We start from the raw sequence: 22,980 nt of genomic DNA, 5'->3' as shown, positions 1-22,980 counted from the left end.
TCTGACCGATCCGACCAGCCAAATGCGCCACCTGCGCCGCCCGGTGTTCCTGACCCGCGCGGGGATGGTGACGGAGCGGGTGACGCGCGCCTTCTGGCCGGTCTGGACGATCCTGTTCCTCGCCCTCGCGCCGCTGATGATGGGCTGGCACGAGCGGCTGCCGCTCGAGCTGTTCTGGGCGCTGGTGCTGCTCGCCGTCGCGGCGCTGGCGGCGGCGCTGTGGCAGGGCGCGCGGCGGTTCCGCTGGCCGGGCCGGGCCGAGGCGCTGGCCCGGGTCGACGCGGCGATGCCGGGGCGGCCGATCTCGGCGCTGATCGACAGCCAGGCGATCGGGGCGGGCGATGTCGGCTCGCAGATGGTCTGGCGCGCCCACGTGGCGCGGATGGCGGCTCGCTCGCGGCAGGCCCGCGCGGTGGAGCCCGACCTGCGGGTTTCCTCGCGTGACCGCTACGGGCTGCGCTACATGGCGCTGATCCTCTTCGTCGCGGCGCTGCTGTTCGGCTCGCTGCTGCGCGTCGGCTCGGTCGCGGGCATGACGCCGGGCGCGGGCGGTCAGGTGCTCGCGACGGGGCCGGTCTGGGAGGGCTGGATCGAGCCGCCCGCCTATACCGGCAAGCCCGCGCTCTACCTCAACGACATCCCTCCGGGCCCGCTCTCGGTGCCCGAGGGCGCCCGCGTGACGCTGCGCCTCTACGGCGAGCCGGGGGCGCTCGAGGTGGTGGAGAGCGTGTCGGGGCGCGCGCCCGACGACGAGGCCGTGGTCGTCGCCGAGGCGGCGGCGGGCACGGTGCTCGAGGGCTTCGACGTGCTGCAGGACGGCGGCATCGCCATCGAGGGCGACGGCGCGGCGGCCTGGGAGGTGCGGGTCATCGCCGATGCCGCTCCCGAGGTGGAGGTCACGGGCGAGGTCGAGGTGCAGGCGCTCGGCGAGATGGCGCTGCCGTTCGCGGCGCGCGACGACTACGCCGTCGTCGGCGGTCACGCCCGCGTCGCGCTCGACCTCGACGCCATCGACCGCCGCCACGGCCTCGCCCGCGCGCCCGACCCGCGCGAGCCGCTGCTGCTCGATCTGCCGATGCCCTTCAGCGGCGACCGCAGCGCCTTCGACGAGGCGCTGATCGACGACTTCTCCGAACATCCCTGGGCCAACCTGCCGGTGACGGTGACGCTCGAGGTCAGCGACGGGCGCGAGCAGACCGGCAGCGCTGCGCCGGTCGAGATGATCCTGCCCGGCCGGCGCTTCTTCGAGCCGGTGGCGAAGGCGGTGATCGAGCAGCGCCGCGACCTGCTCTGGTCGAAGGCCAACGCGGGCCGGGTGGCCGACCTGCTGAAGGCGGTCGCGCACCGCCCCGAGGACGGGCTGTTCCGCTCGGAGACCACCTACCTGCGCTTCCGCCACATCATCCGCCGGCTCGACGCGCTCGCGCCCTACGGGCTCGACGACGCGGAGCAGGCGGAGATCGCCGAGGCGCTCTACGATCTCGCGGTGCAGTTCGAGGACGGCACCCTCGCCGACGCCCGCGCCCGGCTCGAGCGGGCGCAGCGCCGCCTCGAGGAGGCGATGCGCAACGGGGCCTCGGAAGAGGAGATCGCCGAGCTGATGCAGGAGCTGCGCGAGGCGGTGGACGACTACACCCGGATGCTCGCCGAGCAGTCGCGGGAGCAGCAGCAGGGCGACGGCACCGATCAGCCTGACCAGCAGGCCGGCGACAGCTTCGAGTTCAGCCAGGACGAGTTGCAGGCGTTGATGGACCGCATCCAGGAGCTGATGGAAGAGGGTCGCATGGCCGAGGCGGCGGAGCTGATGGAGCAGCTCAACCAGCTGATGGAGAACATGCAGGTCACCCAGGGCGAGCCGGGCCAGCAGGGGCAGGGGCAGCAGTCGATGGAGGACCTGTCGGAGACGCTGCGCGACCAGCAGGACCTGTCCGACGAAGCGTTCCGCGACCTGCAGGAGCAGTTCGGGCGCAACCAGCAACAGGGCCAGAACCAGGGCGGCCAGCCCGGCCAGCAGGCGCCGGGGCAGCAGCAGCCGGGCCAGCAGCAGGGCGAGGGCCTGGGCCAGGGCGGCGACGCGCAGGAGGGCCAGACCGGCGAGGACGGGCAGGGCAGCGAGGAGTCGCTGGCCGAGCGCCAGCAGGCGCTGCGCCGCGAGCTCGAGCGCCAGCGGTCGGAGCTGCCAAATCTCGGCGGCGGCGCCGCCGAGGAGGCACGGCGCAACCTCGACCGGGCCGGCGAGGCGATGGACGGCGCCGAGGAGGCGCTGCGCGAGGGCGACCTGCCCGGCGCGCTCGACCGTCAGGCGGAGGCGATGGACGCGCTGCGCGAGGGCATCCGCGATCTCGGCGACGCGCTGGCGGAGAACCAGCAGGACAGCCAGCCGGGGCAGGGCCAGCAGAGCGGCGAGAACGCCACCGGCCGCGTCGAGCCGTCGCGCCGCGATCCGCTCGGCCGCCAGCTCGGCGACACCGGTCGCTACGGCACCGACGAGAACCTGCTGCAGGGCGAGGACGTCTACCGCCGCGCCGAGGAGCTGCTCCAGGAGCTGCGCGACCGCTCCTCCGACCAGCAGCGGCCGCAGGAAGAGCGCGACTACCTGAAGCGGCTGCTCGACCGGTTCTGAGCCCGGCGGCTCAGCCCTCGGTGTTCATCCGCGCTATCAGATCCTGCATCGCGGCATCGAGCCAGGTGCGGGCGTCGTTGACGGCCGCGACGTAGGCCGCGAGCGGCTCGGCCGTGGCGGGCAGCTCCTCGGCGATGCGCGGGGCGGCGATGTAGAGCGCCGCGCCGATCACCGCGAGCGTCACCACCAGCAGGAAGCCCGTGCGGAAGCCGCGCCGCTTCTTGCGCGTCTCCTGTTGCTGGGGCGTCTTCGGCGGCGGCGTGTGATCGTCGCGCTCGTCGGTGGAGCGCAGGCTCGAGTTGATCTCCTCGACGTCGGGCAGCATCTCGCGCCGCGAGCCCTCGCTGCCCGCCGGCGCATCGTCGCGGCCCCGCAGGCGGTCGACGCGGGTCTGGCGCGCGGTGTCGGGGCTGTCGTCGAGGGCGAGGTCGGGCTGGCTCTCGAGCGGCTCAGGGCCCTTGCGGCGCAGCTGTTCGCTACGCTCGCGCTCCTCGCGCAGCACCGACGCCACCTCCGGATCGATTCGCCGCCGCCGTGCGCCGTCCGCCTCGCGCGGGGCAGGCTCGGGCTCGTCCTGCAACTCCGGTTCGGGCTCCGGCTCGTGGTCCGGCTCCGGCTCAGGCTCGAACTCGCGCTCGTACTCCGGCTCTGGATCGTATTCCGGCTCGGGCTCGGGCTCGGGCTCGTGCTCCGGTTCCGGCTCGTGCTCCGGCGCCATCTCCTCGTCGGGCGCGTCCAAGCCCGCCTCGGCGGCGAGCGAGCCGCCCGGCGTCTCGAACCAGGTATGGCCGCAGTTGGAACACTGGACGTCGCGGCCCGCCTCGGGGATCGCGTCGTCGGGAACCTCATACTGCGCCCCGCAATTGGGGCAGATCAGCCGCATCGGATATCCTCGCTGCCCAAACAGGTCCTGTCGCCTGCCTCTTGCGCACCTGTCTAGCAACCGACGTGGCGTTCGCAAAGACAATGACGAATCATCGCCGCGCGGCGTGTCATTGAATCCAATGTGCCTTTTGGGCAGAAGGGGCGCATTGCCGAACATGAGGTGCCCCGGGTGATCGAGCTGGAGAACGTCGCTTACAGCTACGGCGGGGGGGAGCTCTTCTCCGACCTCGACCTGTCGCTGCAGCCGGGATCGTTCCATTTCCTCACCGGCCCCTCGGGCGCCGGCAAGACCACGCTGCTCAAGCTCTGCTACGGCGAGCTCGTCGCCACCGCCGGCGACGTGCGGCTGTTCGGCGACGACGTGCGGGGGATGGACCGCGACAAGGTCGCGCTGGCGCGGCGGCGGATCGGGGTGGTGCACCAGGATTGCCGCTTCCTCGACCACCTGCCGGTGGCGGAGAACATTGCGCTGCCGCTCACCGTGTCGGGGCGAAGCAGCGAGGGCAGCGACATCGACGACCTGATGGCCTGGGTCGGGCTGACCCGGCAGGCCGACCAGCTGCCGCCGGAGCTGTCGGGCGGCGAGCGACAGCGCGCGGCGCTGGCCCGGGCGGTCATCATGTCGCCCGAGGTGATCATCGCCGACGAGCCCACGGGCAACATCGACTGGGAGATGTCGCAGCGGCTGCTGGCGCTGCTGGTGGAGCTCAACCGGATGGGCAAGGCGGTGCTGATCGCGACCCACGACCTCACCCTGATCCGCGCCGCCAAGGCGCAGGTCCAGGCACGGGTGCTGCGGCTCAAGGACCGCCGGCTCGTCGCGGCGGGGGCGGACCTGTGAGCGCGTTGACCCGGATGGCGGCCCTGCTCGCGGGCGACAAGATGGCCGACCGCGCCGTCCCGCCCACCGGCTTCACCGCGCGCCTCACCGTCTTCACCGCCGCCGCGATGGCGTTCCTCGCGGTTTTCGCGCTGGCGCTGTCGCTGGCCACCGGCCGACTGGCCGACCGCTGGGCCGAGGAGCTTGCGCGGACCTCGACGCTGCGCATCTCCGCGCCCGAGGGCCAGCAGGAGGCGCAGACCCGCGCCGCGCTGAGCGTGCTCGAGACGACCCCCGGGATCAGCGCCGCGCGGGCGCTGAGCGAGGAGGAGACGCGGGCGCTGCTCGAGCCGTGGTTCGGGCCCGACCTGCCGGTCGAGACCCTGCCGATCCCGCAGCTCATCGAGATCGTCGAGGCCGGCGAGGGCTACGACGCCACCGGCCTGCGCGCGCGGCTGCAGGCGGAGGTGCCCGGCGCGGTGCTCGACGACCACACCCGCTGGCGCGAGCCGCTGGTCGACGCCGCCGGGCGGCTGCGTGCGCTGGGGGTGTTCGCGCTGTTGCTGATCGCCGGCTCGACGGGCGCGATGATCACCCTCGCCGCGCAGGCCGCGCTGGCCGCCAACGAGCAGGTGATCCGGGTGCTGCGCCTCGTGGGCGCGCAGGACAGCTACATCGCCCGCGCCTTCGTGCGCCGCTTCACCCTGCGCGCGCTGACCGGCGCGCTGGCCGGGACGGCGGCGGGGATGCTGGGCATCTTCCTGCTCCCCGAGGCCGACGCGGCCGGCGGCTTCCTGACCGGGCTGGGCTTTCGCGGCGCCGGCTGGCTGTTGCCGCTGCTGATCCCGCCGCTCGCCGCGCTGGTGGCCTTCGCGGCGACGCGCTCGGCGGCGCTGCGGGTGCTGAGGGCGGCGTCGTGAGCGCGGTGCAGTGGGTCCGCTCGCTGCTGTTCGTGGGGCAGATGTACCTCGCGATGGCGGTGATCGGGATCCTGTTCCTGCCCTGGGCGATGCTCTCGCGCCGGGGCGCGCGGCTCGCCTGCAAGACCTTCTGCCGCTGGGTGCGCTTCACCGCGCGCTGGATGGTCGGGCTGCGCACCGAGGTGCGCGGCACGCCGCCCGAGGGCGAGGTGCTGGTCGCCGCGAAGCACCAGAGCTTCCTCGACATCATCCTGCTCTACGCCGCCCTGCGCCGCCCGCGCTTCATCATGAAGCGCGAGCTGGTGCGCGCGCCGGTGCTCGGCCTCTACGCGCTGCGGATCGGCTGCATCCCCGTCGACCGGGGCCGGCGCGGCGAGGCGATCCGGAAGATGAGCGCCGACGTCGCCGCGGGCAACCGCGCGCCGGGGCAGCTCATCATCTACCCGCAGGGCACCCGCATCGCGCCCGGCGTCGACGCGCCCTACAAGATAGGGACCGCCGTGCTCTACGAGCAGTCCGGCCAGCCCTGCGTCCCGGCGGCGACCAACGTGGGGGTGTTCTGGCCACGCAAGGGCATCTACCGCAAGCCCGGCCTCGCGGTCGTCGAGTTTCTCGACCCGATCCCGCCGGGGCTGCCGGCGAAGGACTTCATGGCGCGGCTCGGCGTCGAGGTGGAGCAGCGCTCCAACATGCTGATGGCCGAGGCGGGCTTCGCGCCGATTCGCGGGGAGGCGGAGGAATGACCGGCTGGATCACCGACACCGCCGAGATCGACGCGCTCTACGGGCCGCCCAAGCAGGCGGCGCTCGACAAGGTCGTCGACCGCGTCACCCCCGAGTACCGCCGCTGGATCGAGGCGGCGCGCTTCTGCATCCTGTCCACCGTCGGCCCCGAGGGCACCGACGCCAGCCCGCGCGGCGACGACGGCCCGGTGGTGCAGCTCGCCGACCCGCACACGCTGCTGCTCCCCGACTGGCGCGGCAACAACCGCGCCGATTCGCTGCGCAACATCGTCCGCGACGGGCGCGCGAGCCTGCTGTTCATGGTGCCCGGCAGCGACAACGTTGTCCGCGTCAACGGCACCGGCAGGCTGACGGCCGACATCGCGGTGACGGGCCGCTTCGAGCAGGCCGGCCAGCACCCGCGCAGCGTGATCGTGCTCGCGGTGGCGGAGGTCTACTTCCAGTGCGCCAAGGCGCTGATGCGCTCGCGCCTGTGGTCGGGAGACGACGAAAGCGCCGGGCTGCCCACGGCGGGCGAGCTGATCCGCGCGCGCGATGCCGCGTTCGACGCCGAGGCCTACGACGCGGCCTATCCGGCCGACGCCCGCGAGCGCATGTGGTGAGCCGCCGCTAGCCCAGCGGGCAGTCCATTACCTCGAGCTCCACCTCGAAGCGCGTGGCCGGGCCGTATTTCTGGCCGCCGACGTCGATGTAGAGCCGCGCCTCCTCCACGAAGGCGTCCACGTCCCGCAGGCTGCCCGTCGTGGAACCCTCGTCGACCCGCACGTCGGCGAACAGGACGCAGTCGACGAGGAAGTCGAGCACGTAGCCGTTGAACCCCATCTCAGGGAACCTGCCGGGCAGGAGGTCGGCGGGATAGGTGACGGTGACGCCGTCGTCGGTGATGTCGATGATGGCGGGGATGATGTCCCAACCGTTCTGTCCGCCCTCGGGCCGCAGCCCGTACTCGGCGCCCGGGCCGACCACCGCGACGTGGCGCTCGCCGACGAACAGCGGCCGGTCGCGCTGGCCGTCCTTCCAGGTCATCGCGCCGAACGTCACGCTGCGGCCCAGCAGGCCGCCGGCGGCGGGCTCGGCGAGGGCGGGCAGCCCGGCCAGGAGGCCGAGAAGCGCCGCCCGCAGCCTCACGCGGCGAGGCCCTTGGTGCCGATGTCGAGGTACTTGCGCCGCCGCGCCTCGCGCAGCGCCTCGGGCGACTGGCCCGACAATTCGCCGAGCATGGCGCCGATTGCCTTGGCCACGGCGTCGAGCGTCTCCCGCTTGTGGCGGTGGGCGCCGCCGACGGGCTCGGGGATGATCCGGTCGCAGACGCCGAGCTCGCGCAGGTTCTGCGCCGTCAGCCGCAGCGCCTCGGCGGCCTCGCGCATCTTGTTGGCGTCCTTCCAGAGGATCGACGCGCAGCCCTCGGGCGAGATCACCGAGTAGATCGAGTGCTCCAGCATCGCCACCCGGTCGGCGGCGGCGAACGCCACCGCGCCGCCCGAGCCGCCCTCGCCGATGATCACCGACACCAGCGGCACGCCGATCGCGAGGCACTTCTGGGTCGAGCGCGCGATGGCCTCCGACTGGCCGCGCTCCTCGGCGCCCTTGCCGGGATAGGCGCCGGTCGTGTCCACCAGCGTCACGACGGGCAGGTCGAAGCGGTCGGCGAGGTCGAGCAGGCGGATCGCCTTGCGGTAGCCCTCGGGGCGGGCCATGCCGAAGTTGCGCTCGATCCGGCTCTTGGTGTCGTGGCCCTTCTCGTGCCCGATCACCATCACCGGCCGCCCCTCGAAACGCGCCAGCCCGCCCATCACCGCGTGGTCGTCGGCGAAGTTGCGGTCGCCCGCGAGCGGGGTGAACTCGGTGAACAGCGCGTCGATGTAGTCCTTGCAGTGCGGCCGCTCCGGGTGCCGGGCGACCTGGCACTTCCGCCAGGGCGTGAGGTCGGCGTAGAGGCTGCGCAGCAGGTCCTCGGCCTTCTTGTCGAGGCCCTTGGCCTCGTCTTCCACGTCCATCTCGCCGTTGCGCGCCATCGCCCGCAGTTCGGCCGCCTTGCCCTCGATCTCGGCGAGGGGCTTTTCGAAGTCGAGATATACAGTCATGCGGGCTCCGGTGACGGCTTCGGCATCTGCCGCTATATGGCGGCCTCCGGCGTCACTTGCAACAAACCCCGGAGGCCGGGCGGGGCTACTCGTCGATGCCGAAGCGCTCGTCGGCCATCGCGCCGAAGGTCTCGTCGAAGGCGTCGTCGGGGAAGCGCGTCAGGTAGTAGTCCACCGCGCCGATCGGGTCGGACAGGAAGACGCTGAAGCTGAACCCGTCGGGGCCGCACCTGTAGCTGATCTCCGGCACGAAGCCGCCGCCGCCGCCGCCGTCGACCGGGATCATCGAGCTCGCCGAGCGGCCGTCGCTCTGGACCTCGACCCGCAGCATCGGGGCGCCGCCGGGGATCTGGCACATCTCGAGCATGCCCTCGGCGGCGTCGACGTAGCCGGCCTGGGTGGGCACGCTCATGTCCATGATCTGCGTCGCGCTGCCGTGCCGGTCCTCGATGATGACGGCCGCGTTCGCGTGGAAGGGCAGGGTGGTGTAGAAGCCGTCGTCGTAGATCTTCATGCCGTAGACCTCGGGGAAGTCCGGCAACGGCGACATCGTGACGCCCGCCGTCTCCATCGAGCGGATGAAGTCGGAGAAGACCTCGGCGGCGGTGCTGGTGCCGATCCAGTTGCCCACGATGCAGGGATCGACGCGTACCGGCTCCGGCCTGTCGGTGCAGGCCACCTGCGCGGGGGCAGCGTGGGGCAGGGCGATCAGGGCGGCGAGCAGGGCGATCGGGCGGCGGGTCATGACGAGGCTCCTTCTGTTTGCCCGCGCGATGCTACCACGATTCCGCCGCCGCGCCGCCGCCGCATGGAACCGATGCGGAGGGCGGCGCGTCGGTCTCCTGCAGGCGTAGGTGCGGGAGCCGTTGACATGATGGGCATGAACATACGAATGGCGCGGAGCTTCCTTGACCGTCTGCCGACGTTCGCGAAGGATGCGCCCGGCGGCCGCACGGCCGCGCTGACACCGGAGAGACCTGCGCCCATGATCAAGACGCCCTACCTGCTGTTCCTCGGCGACGCCCCCGACCCCCTCGCCGCGAAGGTCGCGCAGGGCATCCGCGACTGGCGCCCCGAGAACGCGGTCGGCCAGCTGCGCCTGCCGGGCTGCAAGGCCGACCTGCGCATCCCCGACATGACCCTCGCCGACGCCCGCCAGGCCGGGGCGCAGACCCTCGTGATCGGAGTCGCCAACCGGGGCGGGGTGATCTCCGACGCTTGGCTCGACGTGCTCGTCGAGGCGCTCGCCGAGGGCTACGACATCGCCTCGGGCCTGCACACGCTGCTGCGCGACCAGCCCCGGCTCGTCGAGGCAGCCCGGGAGCACGGGCGCGAGCTGCACGACGTGCGCCTGCCGGCCGTGCGCTACCCGATCGCCGACGGCCGCAAGCGCTCGGGCAAGCGCTGCCTCGCCGTCGGCACCGACTGCTCGGTCGGCAAGATGTACACCGCGCTCGCGATGGACGCCGAGATGCGTAAGCGCGGCATGAAGAGCACGTTCCGCGCCACCGGCCAGACCGGCATCCTCGTCACCGGCGAGGGCGTGCCGCTCGACGCGGTGGTGGCCGACTTCATGGCCGGCGCCGTCGAGTGGCTGACGCCCGACAACGAGGCCGAGCACTGGGACCACATCGAGGGGCAGGGCAGCCTGTTCCACGTCTCCTATTCCGGCGTCACCATGGCGCTGATCCACGGCGGCCAGCCCGACGCGCTGATCCTGAGCCACGAGCCGACGCGGACCCACATGCGCGGCCTGCCCGACTACGACCTGCCGAGCCTCGAGACCCTGCGCGACACCGCCCTGCCGCTGGCGCGCATCGCCAACCCGGCCTGCGAGGTCGTCGGCATCTCCGTCAACACCGCCGGGCTCGACGAGGACGCCGCCGTCACCTGCCTGCGTGAGATCGAGGAGCGGATGGGCCTGCCCGCCGTCGATCCGTTCCGGCAGGGCGCCGGGCGGCTCGTGGACGCGCTGGACCGGCTCTGATGCTGCGCGTCGAGAGCGAAAGCTTCCGTCTCGCCGAAGCGTTCACCATCTCGCGCGGCTCGCGCACCGAGGCGAAGGTGATTACCGTGTACGCGGGCGAGGGGCGCGGCGAGTGCGTGCCCTACGCCCGCTACGATGAGACGCTGGACAGCGTGCGCGCCGAGATCGAGGCGCTCCCCGCCGACATCGACCGCGCCCGCCTCGCCGAGGCGTTGCACCCGGGCGCGGCGCGCAACGCCGTCGACTGCGCGCTCTGGGACGCCGAGGCCAAGGCCGCCGGCCGCCGCGTCTGGGAGCTCTGCGGCCTGCCGGCGCCGGGGCCGGTGACGACGGCCTACACCCTCTCGCTCGATACCCCCGAGCGGATGGAGGAGAGCGCCCGCCGCCACGCCGCCAAGCCGCTCCTCAAGATCAAGCTCGGTACCGAGGATGACATGGCCCGCCTCGAGGCGGTGCGGCGCGGCGCTCCCGCCAGCCGCATCATCGTCGACGCCAACGAGGGCTGGAGCGCCGAGGTCTATTCCGAACTCGCCCCCCACCTCGTCCGCCTCGGCGTCGAGCTGGTCGAGCAGCCGCTGCCCGCCGGCGACGACGACATGCTCGGCGAGATCGCCCGCCCGCTGCCCGTCTGTGCCGACGAGAGCTGCCACGACGTTGCCTCGCTGGCGGGGCTCAAGGGCAAGTACGACGTGGTCAACATCAAGCTCGACAAGACCGGCGGCCTCACCGAGGCGCTTGCCCTGCGCGACGCGGCGCGGGCCGAGGGCTACAAGGTGATGGTCGGCTGCATGGTCGGCTCGTCGCTCGCGATGGCGCCGGCCGTGCTGGTGGCGCAGGGGGCCGAGATCGTCGACCTCGACGCGCCGCTGCTGCTCGCCGAGGATCGCGCGGTGCCGCTGGACTACGCCGACTGCGTCGTCTCGCCACCCAGGGCGGAGCTCTGGGGATGACCCTCGCGCGCGGCTACAAGGCCCTGCTGGAGGCCGCCGAGCGCGAGATCGTCACCGTTCCCGCCCCCGAGGCGGCGGCGCTGCACGGCGATGCCGAGGTGCTGTTCGTCGACCTGCGCGACCGCCGCGAGCTCGAGCGCGAGGGGCGCATCCCCGGCGCGTTCCACTGCCCGCGCGGAATGCTCGAATTCTGGATCGACCCCGACAGCCCCTACCACAAGCCCGTCTTCGCCGAGCCGCGCCGCTTCCTGTTCTACTGCGCCAGCGGCTGGCGCTCCGCCCTCGCGGCGCAGACCGCGCAGCAGATGGGCCTGCCCGGCGTCGCCCATGTCGGCGGCGGCTTCACCGCCTGGCGCGAGGCCGGCGGCCCGACCGAGCCCGTCGCCCCCCGCTGAGCCCGTCGCCCCTTGACCCCGGGTCGCACTGTGGCAAGGGACAGGGCGGAACATGCGAGGAGACCGCCCATGCGCACCGTCTATGTCAACGGCCAGTTCGTCCCCGAGGGCGAGGCGAAGGTGTCGGTCTTCGACCGCGGCTTCCTGTTCGCCGACGGCGTCTACGAGGTCACCAGCGTGCTCGGCGGCAAGCTGATCGACTTCGCCGGCCACGCCGCCCGGCTGCGCCGCTCGCTCGGCGAGCTGGAGATGCGGATGCCGGTCGAGGAGGACGAGCTGCTCGATATCCACCGCGAGCTGGTGCGGATCAACGAGATCGACGAGGGGATGGTCTACCTGCAGGTCACCCGCGGCGCCGCCGCCGACCGCGATTTCGCCTACCCCGGCGAGGAGGTCGAGCCGACGCTGGTGCTGTTCACCCAGTCCAAGCCCGGCCTCGCCGACAGCCCCGCCGCCCGCGCCGGGATCAAGGTGATCTCGATCCCCGACGCCCGCTGGGGCCGGCGCGACATCAAGACGGTGCAGCTGCTCTACCCCTCGATGGGCAAGATGATGGCCAAGGCCGCCGGCGCCGACGACGCCTGGATGGTCGAGGACGGTGCCGTCACCGAGGGCACCTCCAACAACGCCTACATCGTCAAGGACGGCACCATCGTCACCCGCCAGCTCGGCACCGAGATCCTGCACGGCATCACCCGCGCCGCCGTGCTGCGCTTCGCCCGCGAGGCGCAGATGAAGGTCGAGGAGCGCGCCTTCACCATCGAGGAGGCGCAGGCGGCCGACGAGGCGTTCATCACCTCCGCCTCCACCTTCGTGCTCCCGGTCGTCGAGATCGACGGCACCGCCATCGGCGCGGGCGCGCCCGGCCCCGTGGCGAAGCGTCTGCGCGAGATCTACCTGGAAGAGAGCCGCAAGGCCGGCATCTGACGCGACGGGGCCACGGCGCGATCGCCGCGGCCCCTCACCCGCTGGAGCCGGAAATGCGCGTCACCGGCCGGTGCTTGGGCTTGCCGGAACCGGTACCGCCCGAAGGGCGGCGCCTCGCTCCGATGCGGCCGAGATGGTCGTTGCGGCGGCCAGGATCAACAGGCTCGCCATCACGAAGACGGGAAGAAGTGTCACGCGACGCTCAGGCCGCGAGGAAGCGGATGGAGTTGCCGTCGAGGTCGCCGGCGCGCACGTCGACGAGGATCGCCACGGTGCGGCCCTGCATCTCGATCCGGCAGCCACGGGCATCGTCGTGGAACAGGATCTCCTCGCCGCCCCTGGCGTCGGCGATGGTGAGGGTCAGCGTCTCGCGGGCCGGGTCGAAGTTGCGTACGAGGGTCGGCGCGTCGTCGGAGCGGCTGGTGGCGCGGGCGGCCAGCGCGGCGAGGGTCCCGAGGAAGTTGGGGCGGAGCGCGATGTTCATCATGGTCAGGTCCCTTTGTCATCCGGTGCCGGTGTTGCGTTTATCGCCGCCAGCGTCGTCCCCACGAGCAATGTGGTACGGAAATGTGGCGGAACCTGTCAAACTTGCGGCGGCGCCCGTTTCCGGCCCGGCGACAGGCGCCGCCGTCGCGCACCATTGCCGCCCCGCACCCCCGCAATCGGCCGGGTTTCGCGGCAGAATCTGGCGCCCTGCCCCGATCTTGCCGCCGAATCGAAGCCGGCTTCCGGCAGAATGTGGCGACGGGCCGCGCCGGGCGGCGCGGGCGCTGAACATATCCCGCCACCGCGCGTTTCGGCTCCGACAGCCAAGCCAGGAGTGCGTGCCATGAAGGATTATCCCGTCCCCCCGTTTCCCAAGCAGAAGCAGCCCATGCCGGGCAGCACCGACAAGATGGACCCCCGCCCCGACCATGGCGAGGACAGCTACCGCGGCTCCGGTCGGCTCGAGGGGCTCGCCGCGATCGTCACCGGCGGCGACAGCGGCATCGGCCGCGCCGTCGCGCTCGCCTACGCCCGCGAGGGCGCCGATGTGCTGATCTCCTACCTCGACGAGCACGACGACGCCGAGGAGACGAAGCGGCTCGTGGAAGAGGCCGGCCGCAAGGCGGTGCTGGTGCCCGGCGATCTCGGCGAGGCCGCGCACTGCCGCGACGTGGTGAAGAAGGCCGTCGGCGCGTTCGGCCGGCTCGACATCCTCGTCAACAACGCCGCCCACCAGGCGCACTTCGATTCGGTCGAGGAGATCCCGGACGAGGAGTGGGACAAGACCTTCCGCGCCAACATCCACTCGATGTTCTACCTGTCGAAGGCCGCCATCGGCGAGATGAAGAACGGCGGCGCCATCATCAACAGCGCCTCGATCAATTCCGACAAGCCCAACCCGGGCCTGCTCGCCTACGCCACGACGAAGGGGGCGATCCAGAACTTCACCAACGGCCTCGCGCAGATGGTGGCCGGCAAGGGCATCCGCGTGAACTGCGTCGCCCCCGGCCCGGTCTGGACCCCGCTGATCCCGGCGACCCTGCCCGAGGACTCCGTTTCGCACTTCGGCGAGCAGAGCCCGATGGGTCGTCCGGCGCAGCCGGTCGAGCTGGCGCCGGCCTACGTGATGCTCGCCGAGCCCAATGCCAGCTACATCTCGGCCGCCACCATCGCCGTCACCGGCGGCATACCGATGATGTAGCGCCTACTCCTTCGGCCTTATGTTCTCGGCGAAGCTCTTGTCGAACGCGGCCTTCTTCGCGTCGTCCGCCTCCGGCTGGGCGGCGCGCCAGTCCTCGTAGGGCATCCCGTAGAAGGCCTCGCGGCCCTGCGCCTTGTCCATCTCGATGCCGCGCGCGGTCGCGGCCTCCTGGTACCAGCGCGACAGGCAGTTGCGGCAGAAGCCGGCGAGGTTCATCAGGTCGATGTTCTGCACGTCCGGCCGGTCCTCCATCAGGTGCTGGCGGAGGCGGCGGAAGGCGGCGGCTTCGATCTCGGTGCGGGTCTGGTCATCCATGCCCCGCAATCTAGCGCGCGCCCCCTCGGGAGGGAAGCGCGCAGCCCCCTCCCTCTGTTCTTCAAGTATCCCGGGGGTCCGGGGGCTGGCCCCCGGTCCGTCAGTCGCCCATGCGCGCGCGGGCGTCCTCCAGCACCGGCGCGAGCCGCTCGGCCCAGGCCCGCTGCCCGGCCGCGTCGGCGATCAGGTCGTGGCGCACCTCGATCAGCGCGTTCGGCCGCCCGTGCTGGAGCGCATGCCGGTCGACCGCGTCGCCGGGCAGGTGGCCGCCGTAAGGCTCGTTGTCGCCGACGATCAGGTCCGGCTCCTCGGCCAGCCGCTCGAGCACCGGCACCGAGAGCCGCTTGTCCCAGGCATGCAGTATGCCGATGTGCCATGGCCGCGGGCGGCGGCCGACGAGGCGGGGGGTGAAGGAGTGGATGGCGACGTAGAGCGTGTCGGAGCGCCGCGCGGCGAGGTCGGCGACGGCGGCGTGGTAGGGATCGTAGAGCGTCGCCTTGCGGCGGGCGACCTCGGCGGCGTCGGCGTGGCGGTTGGCCGGGATGATCGTGCCGTCGTAGAGCTTCATCACCAGCGTCGGGTCGTCCGCGCCGCGGTTGGGGTCGATCACCAGCCGCGAGAAGCGGCCGAGCACCGCGGGCGCGCCGAGCAGCTCGGCGAGGTGACGCGTCACGCCGGCCGCGCCGACGTCGTAGGCGATGTGGCGCTCCATTTCGGAGGCGGGCAGGCCGAGGTCGCCGCCGGCGACATCCTCGGGCACGCGGTTGCTGGCATGGTCGCAGGTGAGCAGCCACGGGCTGTCCGCCGCGCCGTTGACGATTTCGTAAGCGGTGTCGGTCATGGTGTGGGTCATCCGAAGTTGGCGGGGATCTAGGCCAGTTGTCGGCGGATGTGAATTGCGCAATAAGGCGGCGAATTTTGCGTTAGCGTTATCGACCGATGCGGTGATGGCGCTTGTGAACAGGAGGCCGGCCTTGAAACGCCAACGCAATGTGAAGATTGTCGCCACTCTCGGGCCCTCGTCGAGCAGCTACGAGATGATCCGCAAGCTGCACGAGGCCGGGGCCGACGTGTTCCGCCTCAACATGAGCCACGGCGATCACGCCGAGATCCGGGCGCGCCACGAGATCATCCGCCAGGTCGAGAAGGACCTCGACAGCCCGATCGGCATCCTCGCCGACCTGCAGGGCCCCAAGCTGCGCGTCGGCACCTTCGCCAACGGCGAGGAAGAGCTCGAGCCCGGCCAGTCGTTCCGCCTCGACCTCGACGAGGCCGAGGGCGATTCCGCCCGCGTGCGCCTGCCGCACAAGGAGATCTTCGACGCGCTCGAGCCCGGCGCCACGCTGCTGGTGAACGACGGCAAGATCCGCCTCAAGGTCAAGGATTGCGGCGGAGACTTCGCCGATTGCGAGGTGATCGTCGGCGGCACCATCTCCAATCGCAAGGGCGTCAACGTCCCCGACGTGGTGCTCCCGCTCGCCGCCCTGTCCGAGAAGGACCGCAAGGATCTCGAGTTCGTCTGCGATCTCGGGGTCGACTGGCTGGCCCTGTCCTTCGTGCAGCGCCGCGCCGACGTGGAGGAGGCCCGCGCCCTCGCCAGGGATCGCGCCCGCATCCTGTCGAAGATCGAGAAGCCCGCCGCGGTCAAGGCGTTCGACGAGATCCTCGCCGCCTCCGACGGCATCATGGTGGCCCGCGGCGATCTCGGGGTGGAGCTGCCGGTGCAGAACGTGCCGCCGATCCAGAAGCAGCTGGTGCGCAAGTCGCGCGCCGCCGCCAAGCCCGTCATCGTGGCGACGCAGATGCTCGAGAGCATGATCGAGAGCCCGATGCCCACCCGCGCCGAGGTGTCGGACGTGGCGACGGCGATCTACGAGGGCTCCGACGCGATCATGCTGTCGGCCGAGAGCGCCGCCGGCAGTTACCCGGTCGAGGCGGTGTCGACGATGGACAACGTCGCGCGCGAGGTCGAGGCCGACCCGAACTACCGCGACATCATGATCGCGTCGCGCTCGATCAGCCGCACCACCGTCGCCGACGGCATCGTCGCCGCCGCCCGCGAGATCGCCGAATCGACCGACATCCTCGCCATCTGCTGCTTCTCCGAAAGCGGCACCACGGCGCTCCTCGCCGCGCGTGAACGGCCCGAGACGCCGATCCTGACGATGACGACCGAAACCTCCACCGCCCGCTCGCTCTGCCTCAGCTGGGGCGTGCAGACGGTGATGACGGGCGACGTCGACCGCTTCAAGACGGCCGTCGTCTACGCCGTCCGCGCCGCCCGCTCCGAGCTCAACGCGACGGAGGACGACAACATCATCGTCATCGCCGGCGTGCCGTTCAACACGCCCGGCTCGACCAACATCCTGCGGGTCGCGCCCTGCGAGGAGCGGTTGATCTTCCGGGCCGAGCCGGGCTAACCTTCCGCGAGGGAAGAAAGGTGCGGGCAGCCGCTTGGATTTCGATCTGATCTTGGTGGTCGGGCTGCTGATCGCGGCCTTCTCGCTCCCGGCGATCCTCAGCGCCTTCTCCGAAAGCCGCCCGCCCCGCGGGGCCGCGCTGATGGTGATGATCGGCGGCGGCATGATCGCCTACGCCGTCACCCAGCGCCCCGGCGGCTACCCGATCGACGAGATCCCCGAGGCCTTCCTCCGCGTCGTCGGCCGCCTGATCAACTAGCGCCGCGCCGCACCGAACCTCGGGGCTTGCCACCGCCCCCGCGCGGCCTTATACGGCGCGCTCCAATCCCGCGCGTCCGGCCGGTGTGGCATGCCGAGTCGCGCGATCACGTCTCAAACAAGGGAGACCCAAATGCCCAAGATGAAGACCAAGTCGAGCTGCAAGAAGCGGTTCAAGGTGACGGCCAATGGCCGGATCAAGGCCGGCCAGGCGGGCAAGCGCCACGGCATGATCAAGCGCTCCAACAAGTTCATCCGCGATGCGCGCGGAACCACCGTGCTGTCGAAGGCTGATGAGCAGATCATCAAGCCGATGATGCCCTACGCGCGCTAAGGAGACCGAGATATGCGAGTCAAAGGCGGAACCGTCACCCATCGTCGTCACAAGAAGGTTCTCGAGCAGGCCAAAGGCTACTACGGCCGCCGCAAGAACACCTTCAAGGTCGCGCGCCAGGCCGTCGACAAGGCCAACCAGTACGCGACTCGTGACCGTCACAACAAGAAGCGCAACTTCCGGTCGCTCTGGATCCAGCGGATCAACGCCGCCGTCCGCGCCCACGACGAGTCGCTCACCTACTCCAAGTTCATCAACGGTCTCGGCCTCGCCGGCATCGAGGTGGACCGCAAGGTGCTGGCCGACCTCGCCGTGAACGAGCCCGAGGCGTTCAACGGCATCGTCGACAAGGCCCGCGCCGCGCTGGCCTGAGCCGACCCGAGACCAGATCGCAAGGCCGCTCCACCGGGGCGGCCTTCGTCGTTTCTGCCCTTGCGCCCCGGCAGCGCGGCGATAGGGTCGCCGCCATGCTGCGCAACATTCCCCCGATCCTGTCGCCCGACCTCCTCCACGCCCTGGCCGCCATGGGCCACGGCGACGACATCGTCATTGCCGACGCCAACTTCCCCGGCACCTCCATGGGCCGGCGGCTGCTGCGCCTCGACGGCATCTCCGCCACCGACACGCTCGAGGCGGTGCTCGGCCTGCTGCCGCTCGACAGCTTCGTCCCCGATCCGGCGCTGGTGATGGAGGTCGTTGACGACCCCGACGCCGTCCCCGAGATCGTCGCCGACTTCCAGACCATCATCGACGCGACGGCCGACCACCCGGCCAAGGTCGCCCGGCTCGAGCGGTTCGCCTTCTACGAGCGCGCCAAGGAGGCGTTCGCCGTGATCCAGACCGGCGAGACCCGGCTCTACGGCAACATCATCCTCAAGAAGGGCGTCATCGGCTGACGCCCTCGCGGGCGCCGCACGGCCTGTCACTGGCGGGCGCGATCGGGTAGGGGTGGCCTTCAGAGTGCCCATGACCCGGAGGAGAGCGCCATGCTGAAGAACGACCCCCTCGAGCAGTGGGACCGCGACCACTTCCTGCATCCCTCGACCCACCTCGCCGAGTTCGCGCGGGGCAACGTGGCCCACCGGATCGTCTCCGGCGGCGAGGGCAGCCACATCGTCGATCGCAACGGCACCCGCCTGCTCGACGGCTTCGCCGGGCTCTACTGCGTCAATGTCGGCTACGGCCGCCGCGAGATTGCCGACGCCATCGCCAAGCAGGCGCGCGAGCTGTCCTACTACCACTCCTACGTCGGCCACGGCACCGAGGCCTCGGTGACGCTCGCGCACATGATCCTCGAGCGCGCCCCCGCCAACATGTCGAAGGTGTTCTTCGGCCTCGGCGGCTCGGACGCCAACGAGACCAACATCAAGCTGATCTGGTACATGAACAACATCCTGGGCCGGCCCGGGAAGAAGAAGATCATCTCGCGCTGGCGCGGCTACCACGGCTCGGGGCTGATGTCGGGCTCGCTGACCGGGCTGCCGCTGTTCCACAAGGCCTTCGACCTGCCGCTGGCGCCGATCCTGCACACCGAGGCACCCTACTACTACCGCCGCCCCAACGCCGACATGAGCGAAGAGGCGTTCTCCGCCTGGTGCGCGAGCGAACTCGAGGCGATGATCCAGCGCGAGGGCCCCGACACCATCGCAGCCTTCTGGGCGGAGCCGGTGCTCGGCACCGGGGGCATCGTGCCGCCGCCCGAGGGCTACTGGGCCGCGATCCAGGAGGTGCTCGACCGCCACGACATCCTGCTCGTCGCCGACGAGGTGATCACCGGCTTCGGGCGCCTCGGCACCATGTTCGGCTCCGATCACTACGGCATGAAGCCCGACGTCATCACCATCGCCAAGGGCCTGACCTCCGCCTACGCGCCGCTCTCGGGCTCGGTGCTGTCGGAGAAGGTCTGGAAGGTGCTCGAGCAGGGCACCGACGAGATGGGCGCGATCGGCCACGGCTGGACCTATTCCGCCCACCCGATCGGCGCGGCGGCGGGCGTGGCCAACCTCAAGCTGATCGACGAGCTCGGCCTGATCGACAACGCCGCCGAGGTGGGCGCCCACCTGCGCGCCGGCATGCGCGACGCGCTGGGCGAGCACCCCAACGTCGGCGACATCCGCGGCGAGGGCATGCTCTGCGCGGTGGAGCTGGTGTCGGACCGGGAGAGCAAGGAAGGGTTCGACCCGTCCCGCAAGGTCACGGTCAACGCCGTCGCGCACCTGATGGAGAACGGCGTCATCGGCCGCGCCATGCCGCACAGCGAGACCATCGGCTTCGCCCCGCCCTTCTGCCTCACCCGCGACGAGGCCGACGAGATCGTCGCCAAGACCGCCGCGGCGGTGAAGGCCGTGCTCGGCTGACGCTGCGGGGGCCTCGCGATGAACCCCAAGCAGGAGATGGCGCAGGAGCGCACCGACTGGGCCGAGGATCGCACCATCCTCGCCAACGAGCGCACCTTCGCCGGCTGGATGCGCACCGGCATGGCGGGGCTCGCCGTCGCCATCGGCCTCAAGGCGGTGTTCGGGGCGTTCGAGCCGACCTGGGTGGCGAAGGCGGTGGCGACGGTGTTCGTCGTCGTCGCCATCATCATCTTCGTCTCCGCCGCCCAGCAATCGCGCCGCGCGCAGCAGCGCATCGACAGCCACATCGTCAAGACCCAGTCGAGCAACCGCATGACCCTCGTCGCCGCCGTCCTGACCATCGGTTCGGTCGGCGTCGCCGCGGTGCTCTGGCTCCTCTGACGGCGCCAGCGAGGGGGCGCCGCCCCCTCGCGCTCCCCCCGGGATATTTGCAGGACAGAGGCAGGGGGCGCGGTGGACGTCGGGGGGCGCACCACATAGGTTGGGCGGGTCCAACGGAGAGTGGCATGTCCGACGCCCCCGCCTACCAGGTGCTCGCCCGCAAGTACCGCCCCGAGACCTTCGCCGACCTCGTCGGACAGGACGCGATGGTGCGCACCCTGAAGAACGCCTTCGCCGCCGACCGCATCGCGCAGGCGTTCATCATGACCGGTATCCGGGGCACCGGGAAGACCACCACCGCGCGCATCATCGCCAAGGGGATGAACTGCGTCGGCGCCGACGGGCAGGGTGGCCCGACGACGGAGCCCTGCGGGCGCTGCGAGCACTGCACCGCGATCATGGAAGGCCGGCATGTCGACGTGATGGAGATGGACGCCGCCAGCCGCACCGGCGTCGGCGACATCCGCGAGATCATCGACAGCGTCCACTACCGGGCCGCCAGCGCGCGCTACAAGATCTACATCATCGACGAGGTCCACATGCTCTCGACCAGCGCGTTCAACGCGCTGCTCAAGACGCTGGAGGAGCCGCCCGAGCACGTGAAGTTCATCTTCGCCACCACCGAGATTCGCAAGGTTCCGGTGACGGTGCTGAGCCGTTGCCAGCGCTTCGACCTGCGCCGGATCGAGCCCGAGGTGATGATCGCCCTGCTGCGCCGGATCGCCGACGCCGAGGGCGCGGCGATCGCCGACGACGCGCTGGCGCTGATCACCCGCGCCGCCGAGGGCTCGGCCCGCGACGCCACCTCGCTGCTCGACCAGGCGATCAGCCACGGCGCCGGCGAGACCACCGCCGAGCAGGTGCGGGCGATGCTCGGCCTCGCCGACCGCAGCCGCGTGCTCGACCTGTTCGACCTGATCCTGAAGGGCGACGCCGCCGGCGCGCTCACCGAGCTCGCCGGACAATATGCCGACGGCGCCGACCCGATGGCGGTGCTGCGCGACCTCGCCGAGATCTGCCACTGGGTCAGCGTCATCAAGATTACCCCCGAGGCCGCCGAGGATCCGACCGTCAGCCCCGAGGAGCGCGACCGGGGCCGGCAGATGGCCGAGGCGCTGCCGATGCGGGTGCTGTCGCGGATGTGGCAGATGCTGCTCAAGACGCTCGAGGAGGTGGCGAGCGCGCCCAACGCGATGATGGCCGCCGAGATGGCGGTGATCCGCCTCACCCACGTCGCCGACCTGCCGACCCCCGAGGAGCTGGTCCGCCGCCTCGGCGACCAGCCGCCGCCGCCCGCACCGGGCCCCGGCGGTGGCGGCGGGGCGCGGCCCGGGGCCGCGGCGAGCCATGCACCCGCCGCCGGTGTCCCAGCGCCCACTCACAGCGCCCCCGCCGGGCCGACCGCGCACGGCGCGCTGGCGGTGAAGTCGGAGACGGCGCTCGCGCATTACCCGAGCTTCGCCCACGTGGTCGAGCTGATCCGCCACCACCGCGACGTGAAGCTCCTGGTGGAGGTGGAGACCAACCTGCGGCTCGTCTCCTACAGCCCCGGCCGCATCGAGATGGAGCCGACGGAAACCGCGCCGCCCGACCTCGCCGCCAAGCTCGGCAGCCGTCTGCAGGCCTGGACCGGGGTGCGTTGGGCGGTGAGCGTCAGCAGCGGCGGCGGCGGCCCGACCATCGCCGAGGAGCGCGACGCGGCCGAGCTCGCGCTCAAGGCCGAGGCCGCGGCGCACCCGCTTGTGCAGGCGGTGCTGCAGGCGTTTCCCAAGGCACGCATCACCGAGGTGCGCACCCCCGAGGCGCTGGCCGAGGAGGCGGGGGCCGACGCGCTGCCCGAGGTCTCCGAGGAGTGGGACCCGTTCGAGGACGATTGACTTGAGGGGCCGCCGGTGCGGCCCTAGATTCCGGACAACCTTATGGAAGGACGACTGATATGCTGAAGGGCCTCGGCGGCCTTGGCGACATGGCCAAGATGATGAAGTCCGCGCAGGAAATGCAGGCGAAGATGGCCGAGCTGCAGGAGCAGATGGACCAGATGGAGGTCACCGGCGAGAGCGGGGCCGGGCTCGTCAAGGCGGTGGCCTCGGTGAAGGGCGAGCTGAAGTCGCTCGACATCGATCCGTCGATCTTCGACCCGAACGAGAAGGAGGTCGTCGAGGATCTCATCCTCGCCGCGATCAAGGACGCGCAATCGCGCGCGCAGGAGCGGATGCAGAAGGAGATGGAGCGCATGGCCGAGGGCATGGGTCTGCCGCCCGGCATGAAGCTGCCGTTCTAGGACGTCCGGCGGCATGGCCGAGGGCGCGAAGGACATCGAGGCGCTGATCGACCTGATGGCGAAGCTGCCGGGGCTCGGGCCCCGCTCGGCGCGCCGGGCCGTGCTGCACCTGATCAAGAAGCGCGGCGTGCTGCTGACCCCGCTCGCCGAGGCGATGGCGCGCGTCGGCGCCAACGCGCGCGAGTGCCTCAATTGCGGCAACATCGGCACCGGCGACGTCTGCGACATCTGCACCAGCAACAAGCGCGCGACGGGGCAGGTCTGCGTCGTCGAGGACGTGGCAGATCTCTGGGCGATGGAGCGGGCGGCGGTGTTCGGCGGCCGCTACCACGTGCTCGGCGGCACGCTGTCGGCGCTCGACGGCGTCGGGCCCGACGACCTGCGGCTGCCCAAGCTGAAGGACCGGATCGCGAGCGAGCACGTGACCGAGGTGATCCTCGCCCTCGGCGCGACCATCGACGGGCAGACGACGGCGCACTACATCGCCGACGCGCTCGACGGGGTGACGGTGACATCGCTCGCGCAGGGCGTGCCCGTGGGCGGCGAGCTGGACTATCTCGACGACGGCACGATCACCGCGGCGCTGAACGCCCGCAAGAGCCTGTAGGAGGCG

Annotated in this window: 27 protein-coding genes; 20 read left to right on the top strand and 7 right to left on the bottom strand. The window is 71.3% G+C overall.

The window, feature by feature from the left end; all coding sequences use genetic code 11:
* The first annotated feature begins 22 nt into the window (after positions 1-22).
* Positions 23-2,623 carry a TIGR02302 family protein gene (locus OG2516_RS09225; protein ID WP_007255387.1) on the top strand — a complete coding sequence of 867 codons (2,601 nt, stop codon included), beginning with the start codon at positions 23-25 and terminating at the stop codon, positions 2,621-2,623.
* A 10-nt stretch (positions 2,624-2,633) separates the two neighbouring features.
* On the opposite strand, the gene OG2516_RS09220 is transcribed toward OG2516_RS09225, so the two are convergent.
* Positions 2,634-3,506, bottom strand: a complete 873-nt coding sequence (locus OG2516_RS09220) for a zinc-ribbon domain-containing protein (RefSeq protein ID WP_007255386.1) — start codon at positions 3,504-3,506, stop codon at positions 2,634-2,636.
* A gap of 171 nt (positions 3,507-3,677) precedes the next feature.
* Between OG2516_RS09220 and OG2516_RS09215 the strand changes: the two genes are divergently transcribed.
* The 4 genes from OG2516_RS09215 to OG2516_RS09200 are packed head-to-tail and all read left to right on the top strand — an operon-like array spanning position 3,678 to position 6,593.
* Positions 3,678-4,349, top strand: a complete 672-nt coding sequence (locus tag OG2516_RS09215; RefSeq protein WP_007255385.1) for a cell division ATP-binding protein FtsE — start codon at positions 3,678-3,680, stop codon at positions 4,347-4,349.
* A gap of 14 nt (positions 4,350-4,363) precedes the next feature.
* A complete protein-coding gene (locus OG2516_RS09210; RefSeq protein ID WP_040615048.1) occupies positions 4,364-5,248 on the top strand; it encodes a cell division protein FtsX in 885 nt (294 codons plus the stop codon).
* A 41-nt stretch (positions 5,249-5,289) separates the two neighbouring features.
* Positions 5,290-5,991: a lysophospholipid acyltransferase family protein gene (locus OG2516_RS09205; protein ID WP_050769161.1), complete on the top strand. Its 702-nt coding sequence runs from the start codon at positions 5,290-5,292 to the stop codon at positions 5,989-5,991.
* A complete protein-coding gene (locus tag OG2516_RS09200; protein WP_007255382.1) occupies positions 5,988-6,593 on the top strand; it encodes an MSMEG_1061 family FMN-dependent PPOX-type flavoprotein in 606 nt (201 codons plus the stop codon). Before OG2516_RS09205 ends, OG2516_RS09200 begins: the two co-directional genes overlap by 4 nt.
* Before the next feature lie 7 nt (positions 6,594-6,600).
* Here OG2516_RS09200 and OG2516_RS09195 read toward each other — a convergent pair whose 3' ends face one another.
* The 3 genes from OG2516_RS09195 to OG2516_RS09185 form a co-directional block, all read right to left on the bottom strand.
* Entirely contained in the window at positions 6,601-7,119 is a 519-nt protein-coding gene (locus OG2516_RS09195; protein WP_007255381.1) for a hypothetical protein, read from the bottom strand.
* Positions 7,116-8,075, bottom strand: a complete 960-nt coding sequence (locus OG2516_RS09190) for an acetyl-CoA carboxylase carboxyltransferase subunit alpha (RefSeq protein ID WP_007255380.1) — start codon at positions 8,073-8,075, stop codon at positions 7,116-7,118. Before OG2516_RS09190 ends, OG2516_RS09195 begins: the two co-directional genes overlap by 4 nt.
* Positions 8,076-8,160: 85 nt before the next feature.
* Positions 8,161-8,820 carry a hypothetical protein gene (locus tag OG2516_RS09185; RefSeq protein WP_007255379.1) on the bottom strand — a complete coding sequence of 220 codons (660 nt, stop codon included), beginning with the start codon at positions 8,818-8,820 and terminating at the stop codon, positions 8,161-8,163.
* A gap of 240 nt (positions 8,821-9,060) precedes the next feature.
* On the opposite strand from OG2516_RS09185, the gene dgcN reads away from it, so the two are divergent.
* From dgcN to OG2516_RS09165, 4 genes are all read left to right on the top strand, one after another.
* The gene (gene dgcN, locus OG2516_RS09180) at positions 9,061-10,062 is read left to right on the top strand and encodes an N-acetyltransferase DgcN (protein WP_007255378.1); all 1,002 of its coding nucleotides are present in this window, start codon (positions 9,061-9,063) and stop codon (positions 10,060-10,062) included.
* On the top strand, positions 10,062-11,012 hold the full coding sequence (dgcA, locus tag OG2516_RS09175) for an N-acetyl-D-Glu racemase DgcA (protein ID WP_007255377.1): 951 nt from the start codon (positions 10,062-10,064) through the stop codon (positions 11,010-11,012). The genes dgcN and dgcA overlap by 1 nt, the downstream gene beginning before the upstream one ends.
* Complete coding sequence (locus tag OG2516_RS09170; protein ID WP_007255376.1) at positions 11,009-11,407, top strand: rhodanese-like domain-containing protein; 399 nt, start codon at positions 11,009-11,011, stop codon at positions 11,405-11,407. The genes dgcA and OG2516_RS09170 overlap by 4 nt, the downstream gene beginning before the upstream one ends.
* Positions 11,408-11,476: 69 nt before the next feature.
* Entirely contained in the window at positions 11,477-12,334 is an 858-nt protein-coding gene (locus OG2516_RS09165; protein WP_007255375.1) for a D-amino-acid transaminase, read from the top strand.
* Between the two features lie 202 nt (positions 12,335-12,536).
* Here OG2516_RS09165 and OG2516_RS09160 read toward each other — a convergent pair whose 3' ends face one another.
* Complete coding sequence (locus OG2516_RS09160) at positions 12,537-12,821, bottom strand: hypothetical protein (RefSeq protein ID WP_007255374.1); 285 nt, start codon at positions 12,819-12,821, stop codon at positions 12,537-12,539.
* A 342-nt stretch (positions 12,822-13,163) separates the two neighbouring features.
* Between OG2516_RS09160 and OG2516_RS09155 the strand changes: the two genes are divergently transcribed.
* Positions 13,164-14,021, top strand: coding sequence for an SDR family oxidoreductase (locus OG2516_RS09155; protein WP_007255373.1), 858 nt, complete (start codon positions 13,164-13,166; stop codon positions 14,019-14,021).
* Between the two features lie 3 nt (positions 14,022-14,024).
* Here the strand turns inward: OG2516_RS09155 and OG2516_RS09150 are convergent, their stop codons facing one another.
* Together OG2516_RS09150 and OG2516_RS09145 are read right to left on the bottom strand one after the other, a co-directional pair.
* Complete coding sequence (locus tag OG2516_RS09150; protein ID WP_007255372.1) at positions 14,025-14,336, bottom strand: DUF1244 domain-containing protein; 312 nt, start codon at positions 14,334-14,336, stop codon at positions 14,025-14,027.
* A gap of 100 nt (positions 14,337-14,436) precedes the next feature.
* Positions 14,437-15,177, bottom strand: a complete 741-nt coding sequence (locus OG2516_RS09145) for an N-formylglutamate amidohydrolase (protein ID WP_007255371.1) — start codon at positions 15,175-15,177, stop codon at positions 14,437-14,439.
* Positions 15,178-15,310: 133 nt separating this feature from the next.
* Here OG2516_RS09145 and pyk point away from each other — a divergent pair, with 133 nt between their 5' ends.
* The 10 genes from pyk to recR all read left to right on the top strand — a co-directional run bounded on the left by pyk (position 15,311) and on the right by recR (position 22,974).
* Complete coding sequence (pyk, locus tag OG2516_RS09140; protein ID WP_040615044.1) at positions 15,311-16,756, top strand: pyruvate kinase; 1,446 nt, start codon at positions 15,311-15,313, stop codon at positions 16,754-16,756.
* A 34-nt stretch (positions 16,757-16,790) separates the two neighbouring features.
* Positions 16,791-17,015, top strand: a complete 225-nt coding sequence (locus OG2516_RS09135; RefSeq protein ID WP_007255369.1) for a hypothetical protein — start codon at positions 16,791-16,793, stop codon at positions 17,013-17,015.
* Between the two features lie 132 nt (positions 17,016-17,147).
* Complete coding sequence (rpmI, locus tag OG2516_RS09130) at positions 17,148-17,348, top strand: 50S ribosomal protein L35 (protein ID WP_007255368.1); 201 nt, start codon at positions 17,148-17,150, stop codon at positions 17,346-17,348.
* A 12-nt stretch (positions 17,349-17,360) separates the two neighbouring features.
* Entirely contained in the window at positions 17,361-17,720 is a 360-nt protein-coding gene (gene rplT, locus OG2516_RS09125) for a 50S ribosomal protein L20 (protein WP_007255367.1), read from the top strand.
* Positions 17,721-17,815: 95 nt separating this feature from the next.
* Positions 17,816-18,244, top strand: a complete 429-nt coding sequence (locus OG2516_RS09120) for an RbsD/FucU family protein (protein ID WP_007255366.1) — start codon at positions 17,816-17,818, stop codon at positions 18,242-18,244.
* A 90-nt stretch (positions 18,245-18,334) separates the two neighbouring features.
* Positions 18,335-19,705 (top strand): aminotransferase, encoded by a 1,371-nt coding sequence (locus OG2516_RS09115; protein ID WP_007255365.1) that lies wholly within the window; start codon positions 18,335-18,337, stop codon positions 19,703-19,705.
* Positions 19,706-19,723: 18 nt separating this feature from the next.
* Positions 19,724-20,086 carry a YidH family protein gene (locus OG2516_RS09110; RefSeq protein WP_007255364.1) on the top strand — a complete coding sequence of 121 codons (363 nt, stop codon included), beginning with the start codon at positions 19,724-19,726 and terminating at the stop codon, positions 20,084-20,086.
* A gap of 125 nt (positions 20,087-20,211) precedes the next feature.
* The gene (locus OG2516_RS09105) at positions 20,212-21,963 is read left to right on the top strand and encodes a DNA polymerase III subunit gamma/tau (RefSeq protein WP_007255363.1); all 1,752 of its coding nucleotides are present in this window, start codon (positions 20,212-20,214) and stop codon (positions 21,961-21,963) included.
* A gap of 59 nt (positions 21,964-22,022) precedes the next feature.
* Complete coding sequence (locus OG2516_RS09100) at positions 22,023-22,367, top strand: YbaB/EbfC family nucleoid-associated protein (protein ID WP_007255362.1); 345 nt, start codon at positions 22,023-22,025, stop codon at positions 22,365-22,367.
* A 13-nt stretch (positions 22,368-22,380) separates the two neighbouring features.
* Positions 22,381-22,974, top strand: a complete 594-nt coding sequence (gene recR / locus OG2516_RS09095; RefSeq protein WP_007255361.1) for a recombination mediator RecR — start codon at positions 22,381-22,383, stop codon at positions 22,972-22,974.
* Positions 22,975-22,980 lie beyond the last annotated feature (6 nt).

This window comes from Oceanicola granulosus HTCC2516 (genome assembly GCF_000153305.1).
GTDB classification, from domain to species: domain Bacteria; phylum Pseudomonadota; class Alphaproteobacteria; order Rhodobacterales; family Rhodobacteraceae; genus Oceanicola; species Oceanicola granulosus.
This window is presented reverse-complemented; position numbering and strand designations above follow the sequence as displayed.

Bases quoted from the DNA above. Each gene is read 5' to 3' on its own strand.
- OG2516_RS09225 (WP_007255387.1), top strand. From the start codon at position 23: ATGCGCCACCTGCGCCGCCCGGTGTTCCTGACCCGCGCGGGGATGGTG.
- OG2516_RS09220 (WP_007255386.1), bottom strand. From the start codon at position 3,506: ATGCGGCTGATCTGCCCCAATTGCGGGGCGCAGTATGAGGTTCCCGAC.
- OG2516_RS09210 (WP_040615048.1), top strand. From the start codon at position 4,364: ATGGCGGCCCTGCTCGCGGGCGACAAGATGGCCGACCGCGCCGTCCCG.
- OG2516_RS09205 (WP_050769161.1), top strand. From the start codon at position 5,290: ATGTACCTCGCGATGGCGGTGATCGGGATCCTGTTCCTGCCCTGGGCG.
- OG2516_RS09200 (WP_007255382.1), top strand. From the start codon at position 5,988: ATGACCGGCTGGATCACCGACACCGCCGAGATCGACGCGCTCTACGGG.
- OG2516_RS09190 (WP_007255380.1), bottom strand. From the start codon at position 8,075: ATGACTGTATATCTCGACTTCGAAAAGCCCCTCGCCGAGATCGAGGGC.
- OG2516_RS09185 (WP_007255379.1), bottom strand. From the start codon at position 8,820: ATGACCCGCCGCCCGATCGCCCTGCTCGCCGCCCTGATCGCCCTGCCC.
- dgcN (WP_007255378.1), top strand. From the start codon at position 9,061: ATGATCAAGACGCCCTACCTGCTGTTCCTCGGCGACGCCCCCGACCCC.
- dgcA (WP_007255377.1), top strand. From the start codon at position 10,062: ATGCTGCGCGTCGAGAGCGAAAGCTTCCGTCTCGCCGAAGCGTTCACC.
- OG2516_RS09170 (WP_007255376.1), top strand. From the start codon at position 11,009: ATGACCCTCGCGCGCGGCTACAAGGCCCTGCTGGAGGCCGCCGAGCGC.
- OG2516_RS09165 (WP_007255375.1), top strand. From the start codon at position 11,477: ATGCGCACCGTCTATGTCAACGGCCAGTTCGTCCCCGAGGGCGAGGCG.
- OG2516_RS09160 (WP_007255374.1), bottom strand. From the start codon at position 12,821: ATGATGAACATCGCGCTCCGCCCCAACTTCCTCGGGACCCTCGCCGCG.
- OG2516_RS09155 (WP_007255373.1), top strand. From the start codon at position 13,164: ATGAAGGATTATCCCGTCCCCCCGTTTCCCAAGCAGAAGCAGCCCATG.
- OG2516_RS09150 (WP_007255372.1), bottom strand. From the start codon at position 14,336: ATGGATGACCAGACCCGCACCGAGATCGAAGCCGCCGCCTTCCGCCGC.
- OG2516_RS09145 (WP_007255371.1), bottom strand. From the start codon at position 15,177: ATGACCGACACCGCTTACGAAATCGTCAACGGCGCGGCGGACAGCCCG.
- rpmI (WP_007255368.1), top strand. From the start codon at position 17,148: ATGCCCAAGATGAAGACCAAGTCGAGCTGCAAGAAGCGGTTCAAGGTG.
- rplT (WP_007255367.1), top strand. From the start codon at position 17,361: ATGCGAGTCAAAGGCGGAACCGTCACCCATCGTCGTCACAAGAAGGTT.
- OG2516_RS09120 (WP_007255366.1), top strand. From the start codon at position 17,816: ATGCTGCGCAACATTCCCCCGATCCTGTCGCCCGACCTCCTCCACGCC.
- OG2516_RS09115 (WP_007255365.1), top strand. From the start codon at position 18,335: ATGCTGAAGAACGACCCCCTCGAGCAGTGGGACCGCGACCACTTCCTG.
- OG2516_RS09110 (WP_007255364.1), top strand. From the start codon at position 19,724: ATGAACCCCAAGCAGGAGATGGCGCAGGAGCGCACCGACTGGGCCGAG.
- OG2516_RS09105 (WP_007255363.1), top strand. From the start codon at position 20,212: ATGTCCGACGCCCCCGCCTACCAGGTGCTCGCCCGCAAGTACCGCCCC.
- OG2516_RS09100 (WP_007255362.1), top strand. From the start codon at position 22,023: ATGCTGAAGGGCCTCGGCGGCCTTGGCGACATGGCCAAGATGATGAAG.
- recR (WP_007255361.1), top strand. From the start codon at position 22,381: ATGGCCGAGGGCGCGAAGGACATCGAGGCGCTGATCGACCTGATGGCG.